Below are 16,274 nucleotides of genomic sequence, written 5' to 3' on the forward strand. Positions count from 1 at the left end.
ATCGGGGTGTCAGCCGACAAGGCACATCAGATACCGAGCGCCCTGCCCTTTGGCGGTAACAAAATGGGACGGCCCATAGAGTTTGTAGCGCAGACTGTCGCCCGGCCCCAGATCATACGATCCTTCGTCGTTGAGCACCTTCATGTACCCCGAGATCATGACCAGATGGTGCTCTTGTCCGGCGGCCGGGGGCGCATCATAGCCCAGTTCGGTTCCCGGCGGCAGTTTGCACTCGACGATCTCGACGCCCAGCGATCCTGATCCAGGCGAAACAACTCGGCGGGTAAAGCCGCTGTTTTCGTCTCTCCAGGTTGGTTGATCGTCTCGGCGAACGTGGGGGGTAAAGCCATCTTCGGCCAGTGACATCAGCCGCGACAGCGTCATTTCATGCGCGCCGGCGAGCTTCCACAAAACATCTGCTGACGGGCTGACCTCGGCGTTTTCCAGACGCGACAGTGCCGCACGGCTGACGCCGCTGACCCCGGCCAGCTGGTCCAGTGTCCAACCTCTCTGCGCGCGCAAGGCCGATAGGCAGTCGGCCAGACGCTGGTTCAGCGTCGCAGTCATTTTGTCCCCCCGGGAGAGTTTCCCGCACCCGAGATTAGACAGCAAACGAGCAGAGGCGCAAGGCAATTGCCTTTTTTATTGGCGCGGCGCGCGCCAGTCTTGATTTCCCGAATGAACAGAATTGCCTAGCGTCACAAGTTTAGGCGGATCTGAACAGGGTTGGGCGGCCCTAGCAGGGAAATCGACACCATTGCCGACGCGGCAACCTGCGCAGGAATCAGTCTTGGCCACACCTCCGGTCGTTGTGCAGACAAAGAAAAGGGCGCCACTTTAGGCGCCCTTTCGAATTCGCGTTGCCAGGCTTGAGCTTAATAGACTTTGCCATCCTTGGCCCGCTTGGAAAACTCGGTTTCCCCGCCATCGGCCAGCAAGCGCGCCTGTTCCACCCACTTGTCGCGGCTGACCCGACCCTTGAAGCCTTCGAGATTTGCGTCGACCCAGGCCACCTCCTGATCGGTCCAGTTGGCCAACTGGTCGAAGTGGAAAAAGCCCAACTTGTGGCACAGCTTTTCAAGCTTCACGCCGATGCCTTTGATCTGTTTCAGATCATCAGGTTGGCCGCCCCGCGCCTCGGTCAGAGCTTCAGGCTTGATGCCTTCGTCCTTGCCTTCGACGACGCCATCTTTGTCGTAATCCTGTTCGTGGAAGTCACCACCTGCAGGATCCTGATCGTTGTCATCTTTGGCGGCGTCCGCTGCGTCAGACGCGGTCAGCGCGGCACGGGCTGCTTCGGCCGCCGCACGACGGCGCGCATCGGCGGCCTCGGCTTCAGCCTTCGCGGCTTCTCGTTCCGCGTCGCGCTGTGCATCCGCCAGTTCCTTGCGTGCAGCGTCGCGTTCATCGCGCGCTGTATCCAGATCCTCGCGAAGCGCAGCAATACGCTTGTCCTGATCAGCGCGAGCCTTGCCGCAAGCCTCCAGATCCGCCTTCAGCTTGGCAGCCTCGCCTGTATCCCCGCTGGACGTCACTGTGGTGGTCTTGCGTCCCCCAAAGATCAGCCAACCGGCCAAAAGTCCCAACAGTGCGGCAAGCACAATCAGGCCTACCATTTCACTGATCAAAAATCCCCAATCACGGAACATCTGCTTACTCCTCCGGTGCGACTTCGGGGCCAGCGGCCCACGTAATGGTGGTCCGGCGGTTCATCGCACGGCCCTCTTCTGTTTCGTTGTCTGCAATAGGCTGTGTTTCGCCATAGCCCACTGCACTGATGGACCGCACGGGCACACCACGCGACACCAGCGCCGCGCGCACGGCTTCGGCCCGCGCAAGGCTCAGTGCGTAGTTGGCCTCTTCAGCGCCTTGCGAGTCGGTGTGACCGCCCAGCTCAGCAACCAATCCACCTTGCAAGATGCACGGGCGAATGACCGAAGCCATTCTATTGATCGCGGCCAGGGAACGCGGGCTCAGGTTAGCCGATCCGGTCACAAACTGGATTTGTGACTGCGCCAAGGCCTTGTCCGACTGCACAGGGCAGCTGTCGATCGTTGGTGAAAAGTCCACCACGGGCAACCAGAACCCGGCAACCGCGCGTTCTTCTGCCCCGGTCAGCGCATTGCGGCGCAAAGTCCCGTCTGCAGGCTTCTGAGCCGTTCCGACCGACAGTGCGGCGCCGGGATAGGCTTCGAGCAGCCCTGCTTTGACAAAATCAGGATCGGCACCGGGCACAACCTGCGCCTCGATTGCGGCAACGCCTTCGACAACGTCGATTTTGGCGCTTTCGAGCTGCCCCAACCATGGCTTCAATGCACCCACGGCATCCAAAGCAGCCTGCGCATCGCCAAACTCTGTCGCATTGGCATCACCGGCCAAGTCCGCCAGTCCGATGGCCCCGGCCAGATCTGCCTTGCCCAGTCCGCCCGGAAGCAAACCATCAACCTTGCCACCTTCGCCGGCACCGATGGTTACCGCAAAGCGCGGCGGCTCAAGTGCTGCATCCAAAGTCGCTGCGTCCCCCAACCCTGCAATTGCGGCATTGGCGGCATCCAGTTGGTCCTGAGACCGGGCGATACCTGTAACACGCAAAGACGACCCTTCAACGGACCAGCCTCCCGAGGCCAAGGCTGCAAGTGCATCGCTTCCGGCCTGCGTCAGCGCGTTCCAGTCCTCTGGCGCGCCCTCAGCGGTTGGCAAATCAGCGGCTGCATCGCCCCAATTGCTCAGGTCTGCGCCAACCGGTGCAAAGCCTGTATAAGCCAACGCACCACCCTCTTCACGGCGGGCGCCGGTCACAAAGGGTTCGATCAGGGCGATCGTCTCGATTTCATTGCGGATCGCAAATCCGTTCAAATCTGCCACGGCTGCCGATGACTGATCAGCCGCGTCTTCGGTCCGTGCGACACCGCGCAACACAAGCTGCCGGTCCGAAAGCTCCCAACTGCCCCGATCCAGCGGCTGCATGGCTTTGCGGGCGGCGGCAACGGCCGTTCCCCAGTCTTCCGGGGCCCCAACACCCAGCGCAACAGCAGTGCCTGCGGCACCCAGTTCCTGCAAAGCTTGGGCATCCGGCGCATGCCCGGTCAAAGACTCTTCGCCATCGGCGGCAAAGGTGCCAGCCGTCACATAGGGGGACACTTCGGGAATGACGGTGATATCCGCAGTGGCATTTGGCGTTTCCGCCAATTCGGCCAATGCAGCGTCGCGATCTGCCTGGCTCCGGGCGACGCCCGTCAACACAAGCGCATCGTCTTCAAGCAGCCATTGGCCCTGATGCAAGGGCGCCAGAGCAGCATTGCCTGCCTCAGCCAGCGCTTCCCAGTTTCCCGGCGCTCCGTCCGCCAGTTCCAACGTGGCACCTGCATCGCCAAAAAGCTCAATCCCATAGGTCGCCGGGGCAAAGCCGGACAGTTGGGGCGTGCCTCCCGGTGCCTTGACCGCTTCGGTGACAAAAGGACTGATCAGCGGGATCACCGTGATCTCGGTCATCAGGTTGACCGAACCGATGTCATTCAATGCCGCCAAAGCCGCGTCGCGGCTCTCTGCATCGCGCGCCTTGCCTGCGACCATCAGATCGCGATCGGACAGGGCAAAATTGCCTTCGGCAAGGTTTTCGAGTGCGCCAAGGGCACCTTCGGTCAAACGCTGCCAGTTCTCCGGCGCTCCATCTGCGCGTGTCAGGCCCAGATCATCCGCCAAAGGACGCGGCGCGAAACCCGACAATGCCACGTCACCATCCAGTACCTTGTCGCCTGATGTGGTGAAGGGGGCCATCAACGGCACCAGCTCCACCGAAACATCATCAGGATCGGCAAGCCCTTCGACCGCCGCCAGTGCGAAATCCTGCGCTTCTTTGGTGCGCGCAATCCCTGTTACGCTCAGACGTGCGCCCTCCAGTGTCCAGCTTCCGCTGTCCAATGCAGAAAGCGCCGCCGCACCAGCCGGTGCCAGCGCTTCCCATTCCGGATCCGCGCCATCCGCCAGAACCAGCGCACCGGCCCCATCGCCCAGAAGGCTGCGTGCGTAGTCAGACGGCACATAGCCGGAATAGCTGACAGCACCGCCAGACGGCTTGCTGCCCTCTGTCAGGAAATTGTCGATTAGCGGCACGACAATTATATCGCTGGCAGCCTTTGCACCTGTTTCGTTTTCTAGCGCATCCAGAACCGCCAGAGCCATGTCGCGATCTTCGGCGCTGCGCGCCTTGCCTGTCACCCTCAAATCACGGTTAGACAAGGCGAATTCACCTTCAGCCAGAAACGAAAGGGATTGCTGACCGGCACTAACAAGGGTCAGCCAATCGTCAGGAGCCCCATCGGCCCGGCTGAGATCAGACGCAGCGGCACCCAGAACTTCGCGCTGTTCCGGGCCGGGTACAAAACCAGCCAGCGACAATTGCCCGGTGCTATCGAGAATACCTGTCGTATTGAACGGCTCAATCAGGGGAATGACATCAATTTCGGCGCTGGCCTCGCCCGGCAAGTCGGTCAGCAGATCAACAGCGGCGGTTTTGTCATCTTCGCTGCGCGCAACACCGCTGAGCGTCAACACACCGTCGACCAATCTCCACTTTCCGCGCGCCAGTTGATCTAGCGCCGCCTCGGCGCTTTCGGCCATTGCGGACCAGCCCGCAGGCGCACCCGAGGCCAGTTCCAGATCACCCGCCCGGTCACCCAGCGCAGCACGTGCCGCTTCGGTTGGAACAGCGCCCTTCAAAAGACGCTCTCCATCCGGCGTCAACGCGCCCTCGGTTACAAAGGGCGACAAAGCCGGAAGGATCTCAGTCTCATCGCGGACAATCCTGCGGCCCTCGACCTCATCAAGCGCGGCCAGCATCGCATCCCGCTCGGCCGCGGTATCGGCCAGACCGGTCAATGTGATATCCCGCCCGACAACGCTGGCTTCTGCGCGATGAACGGATCCGGACACGGCTTCAGCTGCACGCTGCGTCACAAGTGACTGCATGGTTTCCGCTTGATCCTGCGAGCCCCAATAGCTCAGCCCGCCGACGCCCGCGATCAGTGCGACACCACCGATTACCTTCCTCATTGTGTACCCCCCGCAAGGTTCGCGCAGGGCCAAAACCCTCACGCACTGCATTCGATGCGCGAAGATGGTCCAATTGAGACGGGAACCGCAACGGGGAAATTCCTTACGTTGTGCACCTTATCCACAATTCTGATTGCGGCAGCACTTTGAAAAAGTGTCTTTTGCGAAGGCCGCAGTCGCGTTAAGGCAAGAGCATGATTTTGGGCACCACAACGTCAAACCGTACTGGCCCACTTGCCTTTGCCATTGCGGTGGACGGCGGGGGCAGCGGATGCCGTATCCGTCTGGCCGATATGGCAAATCTACAGGTCCTGGCAGAGGCCCGGGGCGGCCCGGCCAACCTGACGACCAATCCCGAACAAAGCGCGCTGAACATCCGCGAAACACTGGACGATGTGCTGAACGAGGCCGATCTGGACAAAGCCGCACTCCTAGACAGTGCCATCGTTCTGGGATTGGCCGGATTGCAAACCAAGGCTCAGGCAGACGGGCTGGCGGCTACTCTGCCCTGCGGTCGGATCATCGCAACCGAAGACCGACCGACCATGCTGCGCGGCGCCTTGGGCCAATCTCAGGGCGCGATGGCTGCAATTGGCACAGGCTCATTTCTGGCCTGCCGCACCAACACTGGCACGCGCTTTGCCGGCGGTTGGGGTTTCGCAGTGTCCGATCAGGCATCGGGCGCTTGGCTGGGCCGAAAGGCGCTGGAAACGGCGTTGCTTGTGCATGATGGCCTGAAAGAAACCAGCCCCCTGATCGATGCACTGCTGACGCGCTTTGGCGGGCAGCCAACCGGAATTGTCGCATTTTGCGCCCTGGCAAGACCCGCAGATTATGCGACGCTTGCACCGCAGATTACGCAGGCCGCCGAAGACGGTGACCACAACGCCGTTGCCATGATGCAGGCCGGAGCCCGATACATTGCCGAGGGGCTGAAATCCTTGGACTGGACTGAAGGCCTGACGGTTTGCCTGTCTGGCGGCCTGGGCCCGGCCTATGCCGCACACCTGCCAGCCCCAATGCGTGCGACCTTGCAGCCGCCAAAAGGCAGCGCCTTGGACGGGGCCATGCATATGGCAATGGAACTCGCTCAGACCCCGGATACGGAAAAGTTTCGCGCGCGGTGGCGTCGCGCTAAGCGGCGCTGAACTGCACCTTAAACGCTGCTGGTGTCAAAAACGGATTCTGTTCCATTCCCGGGAACGCGCTGTCACAGGGCGACAGTCGGCTGTCCTGCAATATCCCGACCACGATGGCCATCAATTGTTGCACGGCCATGCCTTGCGCCACGCAGTTTCGTGGGCCGTGGCCGAATGGTGCAAAACTGGCCGAACTTGCCAGTTTCTTGTCCAGAAACCTTGAGGGGTCAAACGTCTTTGGGGACTCAAAGGCAGATGCGTTGTGATGCATGTTGAAAAACGAATTCAGGACGAACGTCCTTTTGGGAAGTGTATATCCTGCAATCTCGACCGGTCGCTTCAGAATGCGCGGCTGGTTCGCCGGTGCCGGTGGGCGCATGCGCAGCACTTCCATCACGGCAGATCTCAAAAGCGCGCAACCGTGCAGATCGGCCCCGCCTGCCCCGACAGTTTGAACCTCTGCGCCAATTTGGGCCTGCAATTCCGGATGGTGGGCCAAATAGGCCAAAACCCACCCGGCCGCTGACGCGATGTTGTCCTGCGCGCCCATCAAAAGGCCCACAAGGATCGTCAACATCTCATCATCGTTCGATGTAATGAAATCCCCGTTCACATAGTGGTTCATCAGCCCGTCATTGGGCGCATTTGATTTGCGCAGATCCTCCACCGCTGCTCTCACAATCGGGAAGACTTCATGCTTGCGGCGTCTTAGCTCTCTTCGCCAAGGCGCCAACATCCAATGCGGCCGTGCAAAGACATGCGCAGACTCCGCATTGAACCGATCCGAGGCGGCGGTGCTGAAGGCGATTTGTGTATCTGCCTCTTCCAATGAAATGGCACGGCCCAGAATGCCTCGACTGGATGTCAAAGCAGCAAGACGTCTGGACAACTGAATTGCATTCAGGGGCCCTGTCCCGCAATTTTGCACAAAGTCGCGTGTGACTGACACCTGTCCGGGCCAGGACGCCTCAACGATCTGCCGTGAAAACAGACTGTTGGCTTCTTTGCGCTTGGTCCGCCAGTCTTCGCCATGGGCCGTCGCCACGCTGGGGCCAGCAGCGTATAGAAAGGTCTGTATTTGCGAGGGCGACTTGGCCAAAGCGTCGGTGTTGCGAACAAACAGCTCGCGGTTCGTCGCGGCGTCGCTGATGAAAGCGAAGTTCACAAAGCCTTTGAGCGCTTTCCAGTGAACAAGGTCCCCGTGCTGACGCTGTATCTCGGCCAGATTGCCGACGTAGTCTTGCGACAGTTCCCGTAGGAAGGTCCCGAGACTTTTGTAAAACGCGTTTCCATTCACAACTTCAAAAGACATGGCTAATCACCGACTGAACAAAGCATTCCCAGACAAAGCAGATTCAAAACGCTGCGGCTGTGTCCCTACCGGACTTCAATGCAGCATAAGCGAACCCTCTTTGGTTGCTCAGTAACTGGCACATTCGCGCGGCAGGCTATAGAACGATTGCGTCACTGCGCTTCAGAGCCTCTTCAATGTCCTCCATCAGCCAATTCATCTTTCCTCCAAAAGAGCTCGCCAGTTGCATCGTTGGGGGCATTTATCGCGATACACGCGGCGTGGCCCTGCAGGACGAGGAGCGGCTGAATTACTTCCCCGCATCACCTTTTTTTGCCGCGTCGATCATGCTGGAGGGCCAGCTTCATGTGGCCGATGAACTGATGCCCTTGCACCAGATCAAACGTCAGCCGGTCAGCCCTGCGCGTATGTACGCGAAACCCAAAAGCGCACCACACATGAGTTGGAGCCCCGGCCCGATTGCTGGCTTGACCGTCGCCTTCTACCCCGATGCATGGGCAACCTTGGGCGGAGGATTTGACGGCACGCCGCCGGATTGCCTGCCCTCTGCCTTGGCGCATTTTGAAACCCACGGCGATGCACAGGCCTGGTCGCTTTTTTGGGACGAAATGAAAGACGCCTGGGCGGCTGCATTGCAGGCGGATCGATCTGCGCGCTGGAATGGGTCTGATCGGATCAAGTCCTGGACGTATTACCTCATGAGCCGGGCCGCACAATCCGGCACAGGCCGTAGCCTGCGCTCTGCACAACGCCGCGTGCGTCGGTGGACCGGCCACAGCATGCAAACGCTCAATCTCTTCGCACAGATTGATGATCTGCATGCCCTGATCGCGACCGAGCCATCGACCGCACCTGTTGAACTCGCGGCCAGCGCGGGCTTTGCGGACCAGTCGCATATGGGACGCGCATTGAAACGGGTAACCGGATTTTCGCCGGTTCACCTCAACCAACGGATCGCCGAGGATGAGGCGTTCTGGTGCTATCGGCTTCTTGGCGAGAGGTTCTAGAATCTCGTTGCGCCTTTGATCGACCAGCGCACCTTTTCCGGGCTGGCGTTCGATGCAATTCGCCAATCGTCTGGAACCAATGTCCTCAAGATATCGCGCCGACAGGAAAAGGGCTCTGGCAAAGCGGTAAAACTGGAAACTTGTTGTCTTTTGTGCGGAATGCGACTTCTATTATAGCGATAGTATTTCAGAAAACACTTTCGCATAGGAGCCCGCGATGGTTCGAGTTAATCGGCGAGATTTAATTGCTTCCTTGGGGGCAAGCGCCGCACTGATCGCGAGCAAGGCACAGGCAAATTGCGATGTCTGGCGCGACAATATCGGCGGGGTTCCGACCAAATCCTACCAGTGCCAGGTTGGCGAACGACAGACGGTCACAACGACCTTCATGCGGTTGAGCGATGTCATGTTTGACAGTGCCGGTGCGGCCCCTTTGCCCAGAGAAATGGGAGAGTATCAATCGCTGGTGCAGGGACACAGCCTTGTGCCGACAAAGACGTTGGATACCTTTACCCGGCTATTCGAAAAACACTCCTTCGCCTTCGAACCTGAAAACCTTGAACTGGAGTATGACCTGCGCGCTGCCGGCAGCTTTGGTCGCTCGGACTACAATATTGAAGAAATCAGATCTGAAATAGGGCCACGTTGGCGGACATTGGGTGTCTGGAACGATACCGTGCACGTGTACGGGCTGCCGATGTTCCCACTGCCGGACGAACTGCGTCGCGCGATGGACATGTCCGAGGACGCACCGAGAGTGCGCAATTTTCTAAGGTTCGCCAATCCGTCCGATTTCAGCGATCTTGAGGCCAAGATCAATGACTATACCGCGCTCTGGGATGCACATCCCGAAGCTGACCGCAGCAGCGCGCAATTCGGAAACATCCGCATGCTGGCCGAAATTGATGCCGGGTCAGTGCCGGGTTTCATTCCGCTTTTCTTTTCGAAATTCCATGTCGGGGGATGCAGCATTGAAGCCAGTGGCGGCGCGACCTTCATGCCGCCGGCGCTCTATGTTGATGTCGCCGTCATTCGGAACGACGGCACACGCCCCGTCAGGATCGATGACCTGTTTGGTGCGGCGGACCAGACCGAAGGATTGCGCCTCTACGATCCTGCGACCCCACCTCAGGAAATCCGTTTCAACTTTGAACCGATCACCCTTGCTCCGGCCCAAAGCATGATGGTTGTCCAACGCCTGCTTTTTCGAAGAGAGCCCGTTTCTCATGGTCTGGACGGGGAAGAGATCAGGCAGACGCGTGCAGTATATGGCACAGCCTTGCTGCCAAAAGGGGTCATCGTCGACGGCGTCGCGCATCCCTTCGACGGACGCTCGCACAATGCGGTCATTCTGGCCTCATACGCCAATTGCTGTTCGTGCCCCTATCTCGAGAGCTGGTGCCCCCGCGCAGGCGAGTGGATTGAGCACGGCAAGGTTCTGCAGGCCTGCGATGGCCCCGACAAGGCAGGCGTAGACACACGCCGTTTTCCGGACGTACGCACACGGTTCCGCCTGTCAGAGCGCGAACACGAAGAGACCTTTCTGACCGGCAGCTATCTGACACTGAAATTTGCCGACGAGGTCGATCAGGTCTTTCCGCTGCGCGATCCGGTTTGCAGTCTATCCATCGGCGAAAGTCGCGAACTTGTCTTTGACGTTCCAGACGAAATCGCTGCCCGGGCCACAACATCTGCTTTGACGGTTGCGGGTCACTACGAGGTGTTTACTCAAGCCCGGTTCCAAGCGCGCGCCGCAGCATTGGCCAGTTGAATGCCACGTATCTTCATTTCCCATAGAAGCACTGACGATGACGATAAAGCGGTCGATATTCTGTCAGGCTGGCTGATCGAGCAAGGCCACAAAGACCATTTTATCGACCATCGGGACATTACAGGCGGAACATCATGGGATGAAGCCCTACGCCGCGAGGCGTCTCGTGCTGATCTGATGATCCTTTATGTGACGTCCAGCTGGTTGGATTCCGAAGAGTGCTTTGCCGAATATCGATCGTCTTTTTACGGCAACAAAACGGTCATTCCGCTGCTGGTCGATAACCCGCAGGCCAAAGACCTTACCGGCAGCGCAAAAGCGCGGTTTGAAACCCTGTGCGCGTCTGTGCAGGGAATTGCCCTGTCTGATCCTTTGCCAACCGGGTTCACCGCCGAACAAATCGAGAAGGCAATCACGCGCGTGTCCAATGCCGCAAAGGTGGCGCGCCGCCAGCGTATTTTGGCGCGTGTCGGGCTGGTTGCGGCCGCTTTCCTGCTGACCGTTGTCGGGCTTGGATTGGCCTTCCCCTCCTTTGTGGCCGACATGATTGCCAAACGGCAGGTCGACCGCAGTTTCGCAACGACGATGCAAACCGACCAGGGCTTTCTCGATTGTGATGATCACAGCCGCTGTCCGGAAATGGTTCCGCTGCCAGCAGCGCAGTACGAAATCGGGTATGTAGAGGACTTTGCACCAAACGATTGGGAGGGCCCGCCCACCCCGGTCGAAATCCCTGCCTTTGCTGTCTCAATGACCGAGATTACCAAGGAACAGTGGCATGCCTGCGTGCTTTCAACCCGGCAGGCTGACGAAGGTGCGCCTCGGTGCAAGGAACTGGTCTATTCCGAGGCCTTCAAAAATGAGCCGGTCGAAACCATTTCTTGGCACGACACTCAGGATTACATCGCGTGGCTGAACCTGAGGGTCAGTGGCAGCACCGAAGGCCCCTACCGGCTGCTTTCCGAAGCTGAATGGGAATATGCCGCCCGAGGCGGCGTTCAGCCGCGCACCGTGTTTTCTTGGGGCCCCGGCATGAAAGGCGCCTGTCAGCACGCCAACCTGCTTAACCCGGATATGCCTGCATCACTTGATGTTCGGCGCAGAGGCCACGATTGCACAGGTCAAAAGCCTGAGAATGACAAACTCCTTAGTGAAGTGGCCACATACAATTCGAACGCATTCGGGCTCTACGATACGGCTGGCAATGTATCGGAATGGGTCGCCGATTGCTGGCATGGCAGCCACAGAGACCGCCCAGACAACATCGGCGCCGGACCTTGGGTTTCAGATGCCCCAAGAAACTGCGACCGCGTTCTGAAAGGCGGATCATGGATCGGAGACATTGATCTTCTGCGTCCTGCTGCACGCGTTCCGCTGGCGCCGGATGTGCTTGGATACAACATCGGGATGCGTGTGGCACGCGACCTCTCACCTTGATCGCAACAACCAACCATACACTTGATGTGCAAAGGGTTTGTACTTGAGAGTATCAGTTTTGAAAGGACACTACCTTTGGCCTACCGAGTATTGACGAGAGACGAGCATTTTCAAGCACCGGGCCCGAAACGGATTTTGGCATTGGACGGTGGCGGTTTGCGCGGGATTGTGACGCTGGCCTACCTGCAACGTGTAGAAGACCTGCTGCGCGCGCGCATGGGCGGGTCAGATGAATTTAGACTGGCCGACTATTTCGACCTGATCGCCGGAACCTCAACAGGCGCAATCATTGCTGCCGGACTGGCACGGGGTATGTCCGTCCAAGAGATCACGGACATCTATTTCAAGCTTGGTCGGGAAGTCTTTTACAAGAGCATGTGGCGCAAAGGCATTTTACGGGCCCGCTACAGCCACAAAAAACTGACCACACATCTCAAGGCCGTGTTGGGCGAGGATACCACCCTTGGCAGCAACGAGTTGAAAACCGGATTGCTGGTTGTCACCAAACGGATGGACACCGGCAGCCCATGGGTGCTTGGCAACAACCCCAAAGGCATCTTTTTCGAAGCGCCGCATGATGGCGAATGGCTGGCCAACAAGAACTATCCCCTGTGGCGCGTGGTACGCGCATCGACCGCAGCACCCAGTTTCTTCAATCCCGAACAGATCACGATCAGTGAAGCGCTTGGGCAGCAGCAGGCGGTTGGCGAATTTGTGGATGGCGGTGTCAGCCCCTTCAACAACCCGACGCTGCAGGCATTCATCTATGCAACTGTAAAGGGCCATAAGGTCAATTGGGACACAGGCGCTGACCAGATGATGGTTGTATCAATTGGCACAGGCCGCGGCGATCCCAGCAAAGATCCCACATGGATAATGGCGAAAGGCGCGGTTCAAGCGCTTCTTTCGCTCATGGATGATGCCAGCGCACTGGTTGAGACAATCGTCCAATGGCTCTCGACCGGGCAGACACACAGGATTATCGACCGAGAAATGGGGGACCTTGCCGAGGACAGCATTGGGGGCAAACCACAGTTTACTTATGCACGGTATGATCTGAGCCTGATGCGCGATAAAGTTGACCAACTGAAGCCGGGCATATCAGACGAACACCTGAGCAATTTGACGGTTATGGACGAACCTGAAAACATGCAACTTCTCCACGACCTTGCGGCTCAGGACGCGCAAAACGCAATCGATGACCAGCATTTCCCGAAGGTGTTTGATCTGAAATAAGCTGGTCATTTCTAAGGATTGTCGAATGGGCAAACTCACCCGATATACCCGCCGCGAACAAACCAATGTGACGGCCATAAAAATCGATATGGAAACCGATGGCTTCACCTATCGAAAATGGGGCGGCGAACAGATCGTCCGCCCCGGCGATTGGCTCGTCGACAACAACGGCGACGTCTACACGGTGGATGGTGAGGCCTTCGAGGCAACTTATGCAAAAGTGAGCCAGGGCATTTACACAAAGACCGCTCACGTATGGGCCAGAGAGGCCGAAAGTGACGGACAGGTCCAGTCCACGTCAGGTTTCACGCAGTACCATGCCGGCGACATGGTCGTGTTTCGAGACGAACGCGAAATCGATGGTTGGGCAATGAGCAAGGCGGACTTTGCGGCACTCTATCAAGTTGACGAGTGACTAAGAACCTTGCTCAAAAACACGCTTGTGTCGACGTGGGCACGCTCTGTGGAATGGTCCTGTTTGCCCGGGCGCGATTGGCCCGGTCAAACAACGTCCCCGAAGGCTAGTCTTGATGGTTCGCGGCAAGCAGGTTTTTCTGTACCTTGCCCATCGTATTCCTGGGCAGTTCATTCAAAATCAGATACTTGCGTGGATGCTTGAACCGCGCAAGCTTCTCTTCAACACCAGTTTTGATGGCATCGATGTCGATGGTTTGATCCTTGTCCGCCACGAGTGCCGCCACAACACTTTCACCAAAATCAGGGTGCGGAATTCCAAAGACCGCGCTTTCAAGAACGCTGTCGAAGTCGTTGAGAACATCCTCGATTTCCTTGGGATAAATATTGTAGCCACCGGCGATGATCAGGTCTTTTGCGCGCCCGACGATCGTGATCCGGCCGTCCTGGTCTGTTTGGCCCAAATCCCCGGTCAGAAAGAAACCGTTGGTGCGCAGCTCTTCGGCGGTTTTCTCGGGCATATTCCAATAGCCCTGAAACACGTTGTCACCGCGCACTTCGATCATGCCGATTTCTCCGACAGAAAGCGGCACACCGGTTTCGGCATTCGTGATCCTGACCTCGGTTCCGGGCAGCGGATACCCCACTGTTCCGGGGATACGATCACCATCATATGGGTTCGAGGTGATCATGTTGGTTTCGGTCATCCCATAGCGTTCAAGAATCGCGTGCCCGGTGCGGTCTTCAAATGCGCGGTGGACCTCGGCAAGCAATGGCGCGGAGCCGGATATAAACAGCCGCATTCCGGATACGACCGCTTCACCAAGTCGCGCATCATCCAGCAATCGGGTGTAAAAGGTCGGAACCCCCATCATCAAAGTGGACCTTGGAAGTTCAGCAAATACAGTATCGAGCGAAAAGGCCTGCATAAGACGAACCTGCGCGCCGGCCAGAAGACTGGTGTTGATCGCGACAAACAGGCCGTGGGTGTGAAAGATCGGCAAAGCATGTATCAGCCGATCCTTGTCCGTGATTTTCCACAGATCCGTCAGAACAGCCGCATTCGACAGAAGATTTTTATGCGAGAGCATGGCGCCCTTTGAGCGCCCCGTTGTTCCCGAGGTGTACAGCAGCGCAGCAAGGTCATCGGGTCCGCGGTCAACCGTGTCGAACTCAGTCGGCTGCTGATCTGCTTCGGCGGTCAGACTACCCGTTTGATCCTGAGACAGGGTTAGCACACGCGCGCCCGTTTTCGCGGCGAGCTGCTGAATGTCTTCTTCGCTTCCGGGTTCGCAAACGATCAGTTTCGGCGTTGCGTCCGTCACGAAATAGGTCAGCTCTGCAAGCGTGTAGGATGTGTTCAACGGCATGAATACGCAGCCCGCCTGCACCGTGCCTGCATAGAGCGCCAGCATATCGGCGGTCTTGGGCGCTTGGACCACCACCCTGTCACCCGGCTGCATGCCCTGTCCGGCCAGCACATGGGCCATCTGTGCAGCTCTTTCAACGAACCCCTGAAACGTGACTTCGCTTTGGTCGTCACAAACCAGAAACGGCTTTTCCTCCTGCGCGTGGGGGGCGATCAGGGCATCATAAAGCGTATTGTTCACGCGACTTTTCCTTTTTGCGTGCTGTCCAATGAACCGAGCGCCATGGCTTTGACTGTCTTCGTCGCAGCAATTTTTCCGTTCAGCACGAAATCCTCGTGGTTCTGCTCGGTTGCGGCCAAATCATACTTGTAGTTCACCATCGTTGACAGGGATTGCTGCTTGCCCTTTTCGGACAAATCAGCGTGAGAATGGATATCATGGATTTCGGCGCCATTTCCGAGATGGAAACGGGCCACAGGATCGAATGGCAATCCGTCAGAGCGTTTTGCGCTGAGCAAATAACGTGCAGCCAGTCGCCCCACAGTATCATCGCTCACCCTGCCATCCAGCGCGTCGCGGGCCACCGGACCCAGTTCAGGATCTTGCTCTTGCTGGTGTAGCCAATCACTCAGGCGCGGGATCGGTGACAAGGTGACAAAGGTCTGAAGCCCCGGAAGCTGCATGGATAGCTCCGCGACCACCTGTTTGATCAACAGATTGCCAAAGCTGATCCCGGCGAGCCCCTTTTGGCAATTCGAGATCGAATAGAACGCCGCAGTGTCCGCTGTTTCAGGAGCAATGGCAGGTCGGTCATCAGCCAAAAGATCCTCGATTGAATCCGGGATGCCATTCATCAAAGCCAACTCAACAAAAATAAGCGGCTCTTCAGGCATGGACGGGTGAAAAAACGCAAAGCACCGCCGGTCGCTCGGGGCAAGCCGGCGGCGAAGATCTTCGAGATCACTGATCTGATGCACCGCCTCATAGGCAACGATCTTGTCGAGAATCCGCGCGGGGGTCGCCCAAGTGATCTGCTCAAGAACCAGAAAGCCGCGATTGAACCACGACTTCAGCAAATGCACAAAATCGAAGTCTGTCCGGGCAAGCTCCGGGTGGTCTTTGACAAACCGCAGCAGATCAACGCGCATTTCAACCAGATCGCGGGTCGCGCCTACCGGTTGGTTCAATCTCCGCAAGAGCTCCTGACGACCGGGCTCCGAAACTTCGCAAAGAAGGCGGAAGGCCTCGGGGCTTGGGTCGTCCGCGTAGATCTTGGCGAGATCTGCTACGCGATCTGCATCCACATCAAGATGCGTGTTCATGTATTTGAAAAAGCCGAGCCGTGTTTGTTCATCGGCAGTACGGTAGCGATCAAGCAGCGTCGCAGCGAGCGCATAGCCGGAAACCTCGCCCTCTTCGGACAGCAGCGCTTGGCACAATTCCTCCATGCTGCGCCGATCTGTATGTCTTGCCACGTTGCCAGACCGCTCGAAAATACGCGGCAGAAGATCACTGAAGACCCAATTGCGGCGCATG

Annotated in this window: 12 protein-coding genes; 6 read left to right on the forward strand and 6 right to left on the reverse strand. The window is 58.1% G+C overall.

Annotated features, from left to right (window positions below; translation table 11 throughout):
- Window positions 1–9: 9 nt before the first annotated feature.
- The 3 genes from PFY00_RS11185 to PFY00_RS11195 form a co-directional block, all read right to left on the reverse strand.
- Window positions 10–567, reverse strand: a complete 558-nt coding sequence (locus PFY00_RS11185) for a helix-turn-helix domain-containing protein (RefSeq protein WP_271432633.1) — start codon at window positions 565–567, stop codon at window positions 10–12.
- A 308-nt stretch (window positions 568–875) separates the two neighbouring features.
- A complete protein-coding gene (locus PFY00_RS11190; protein WP_271432634.1) occupies window positions 876–1,649 on the reverse strand; it encodes a hypothetical protein in 774 nt (257 codons plus the stop codon).
- A gap of 4 nt (window positions 1,650–1,653) precedes the next feature.
- On the reverse strand, window positions 1,654–5,052 hold the full coding sequence (locus tag PFY00_RS11195) for an OmpA family protein (RefSeq protein WP_271432635.1): 3,399 nt from the start codon (window positions 5,050–5,052) through the stop codon (window positions 1,654–1,656).
- Between the two features lie 194 nt (window positions 5,053–5,246).
- On the opposite strand from PFY00_RS11195, the gene PFY00_RS11200 reads away from it, so the two are divergent.
- Window positions 5,247–6,200, forward strand: coding sequence for a BadF/BadG/BcrA/BcrD ATPase family protein (locus PFY00_RS11200; RefSeq protein ID WP_271432636.1), 954 nt, complete (start codon window positions 5,247–5,249; stop codon window positions 6,198–6,200).
- Here the strand turns inward: PFY00_RS11200 and PFY00_RS11205 are convergent.
- Window positions 6,187–7,503 carry a cytochrome P450 gene (locus tag PFY00_RS11205; protein WP_271432637.1) on the reverse strand — a complete coding sequence of 439 codons (1,317 nt, stop codon included), beginning with the start codon at window positions 7,501–7,503 and terminating at the stop codon, window positions 6,187–6,189. The two genes, PFY00_RS11200 and PFY00_RS11205, sit on opposite strands and share 14 nt — an antisense overlap.
- 176 nt (window positions 7,504–7,679) lie before the next feature.
- On the opposite strand from PFY00_RS11205, the gene PFY00_RS11210 reads away from it, so the two are divergent.
- From PFY00_RS11210 to PFY00_RS11230, 5 genes are all read left to right on the forward strand, one after another.
- Window positions 7,680–8,510 carry a helix-turn-helix domain-containing protein gene (locus PFY00_RS11210; RefSeq protein ID WP_271432638.1) on the forward strand — a complete coding sequence of 277 codons (831 nt, stop codon included), beginning with the start codon at window positions 7,680–7,682 and terminating at the stop codon, window positions 8,508–8,510.
- Window positions 8,511–8,727: 217 nt separating this feature from the next.
- Window positions 8,728–10,281 carry a hypothetical protein gene (locus PFY00_RS11215; RefSeq protein WP_271432639.1) on the forward strand — a complete coding sequence of 518 codons (1,554 nt, stop codon included), beginning with the start codon at window positions 8,728–8,730 and terminating at the stop codon, window positions 10,279–10,281.
- Window positions 10,282–11,718 (forward strand): SUMF1/EgtB/PvdO family nonheme iron enzyme, encoded by a 1,437-nt coding sequence (locus PFY00_RS11220; RefSeq protein WP_271432640.1) that lies wholly within the window; start codon window positions 10,282–10,284, stop codon window positions 11,716–11,718. It begins immediately after the preceding gene.
- Between the two features lie 90 nt (window positions 11,719–11,808).
- Window positions 11,809–12,954, forward strand: coding sequence for a patatin-like phospholipase family protein (locus PFY00_RS11225; RefSeq protein ID WP_271432641.1), 1,146 nt, complete (start codon window positions 11,809–11,811; stop codon window positions 12,952–12,954).
- Between the two features lie 25 nt (window positions 12,955–12,979).
- On the forward strand, window positions 12,980–13,369 hold the full coding sequence (locus PFY00_RS11230) for a hypothetical protein (RefSeq protein WP_271432642.1): 390 nt from the start codon (window positions 12,980–12,982) through the stop codon (window positions 13,367–13,369).
- A gap of 106 nt (window positions 13,370–13,475) precedes the next feature.
- Here PFY00_RS11230 and PFY00_RS11235 read toward each other — a convergent pair whose 3' ends face one another.
- Complete coding sequence (locus PFY00_RS11235; RefSeq protein ID WP_271432643.1) at window positions 13,476–14,978, reverse strand: malonate--CoA ligase; 1,503 nt, start codon at window positions 14,976–14,978, stop codon at window positions 13,476–13,478.
- Complete coding sequence (locus tag PFY00_RS11240) at window positions 14,975–16,273, reverse strand: malonyl-CoA decarboxylase (protein ID WP_271432644.1); 1,299 nt, start codon at window positions 16,271–16,273, stop codon at window positions 14,975–14,977. The genes PFY00_RS11235 and PFY00_RS11240 overlap by 4 nt, the downstream gene beginning before the upstream one ends.
- Window position 16,274: the final 1 nt, after the last annotated feature.

It is taken from the genome of Thalassococcus lentus (assembly GCF_028023555.1).
GTDB classification, from domain to species: domain Bacteria; phylum Pseudomonadota; class Alphaproteobacteria; order Rhodobacterales; family Rhodobacteraceae; genus Thalassococcus_A; species Thalassococcus_A lentus.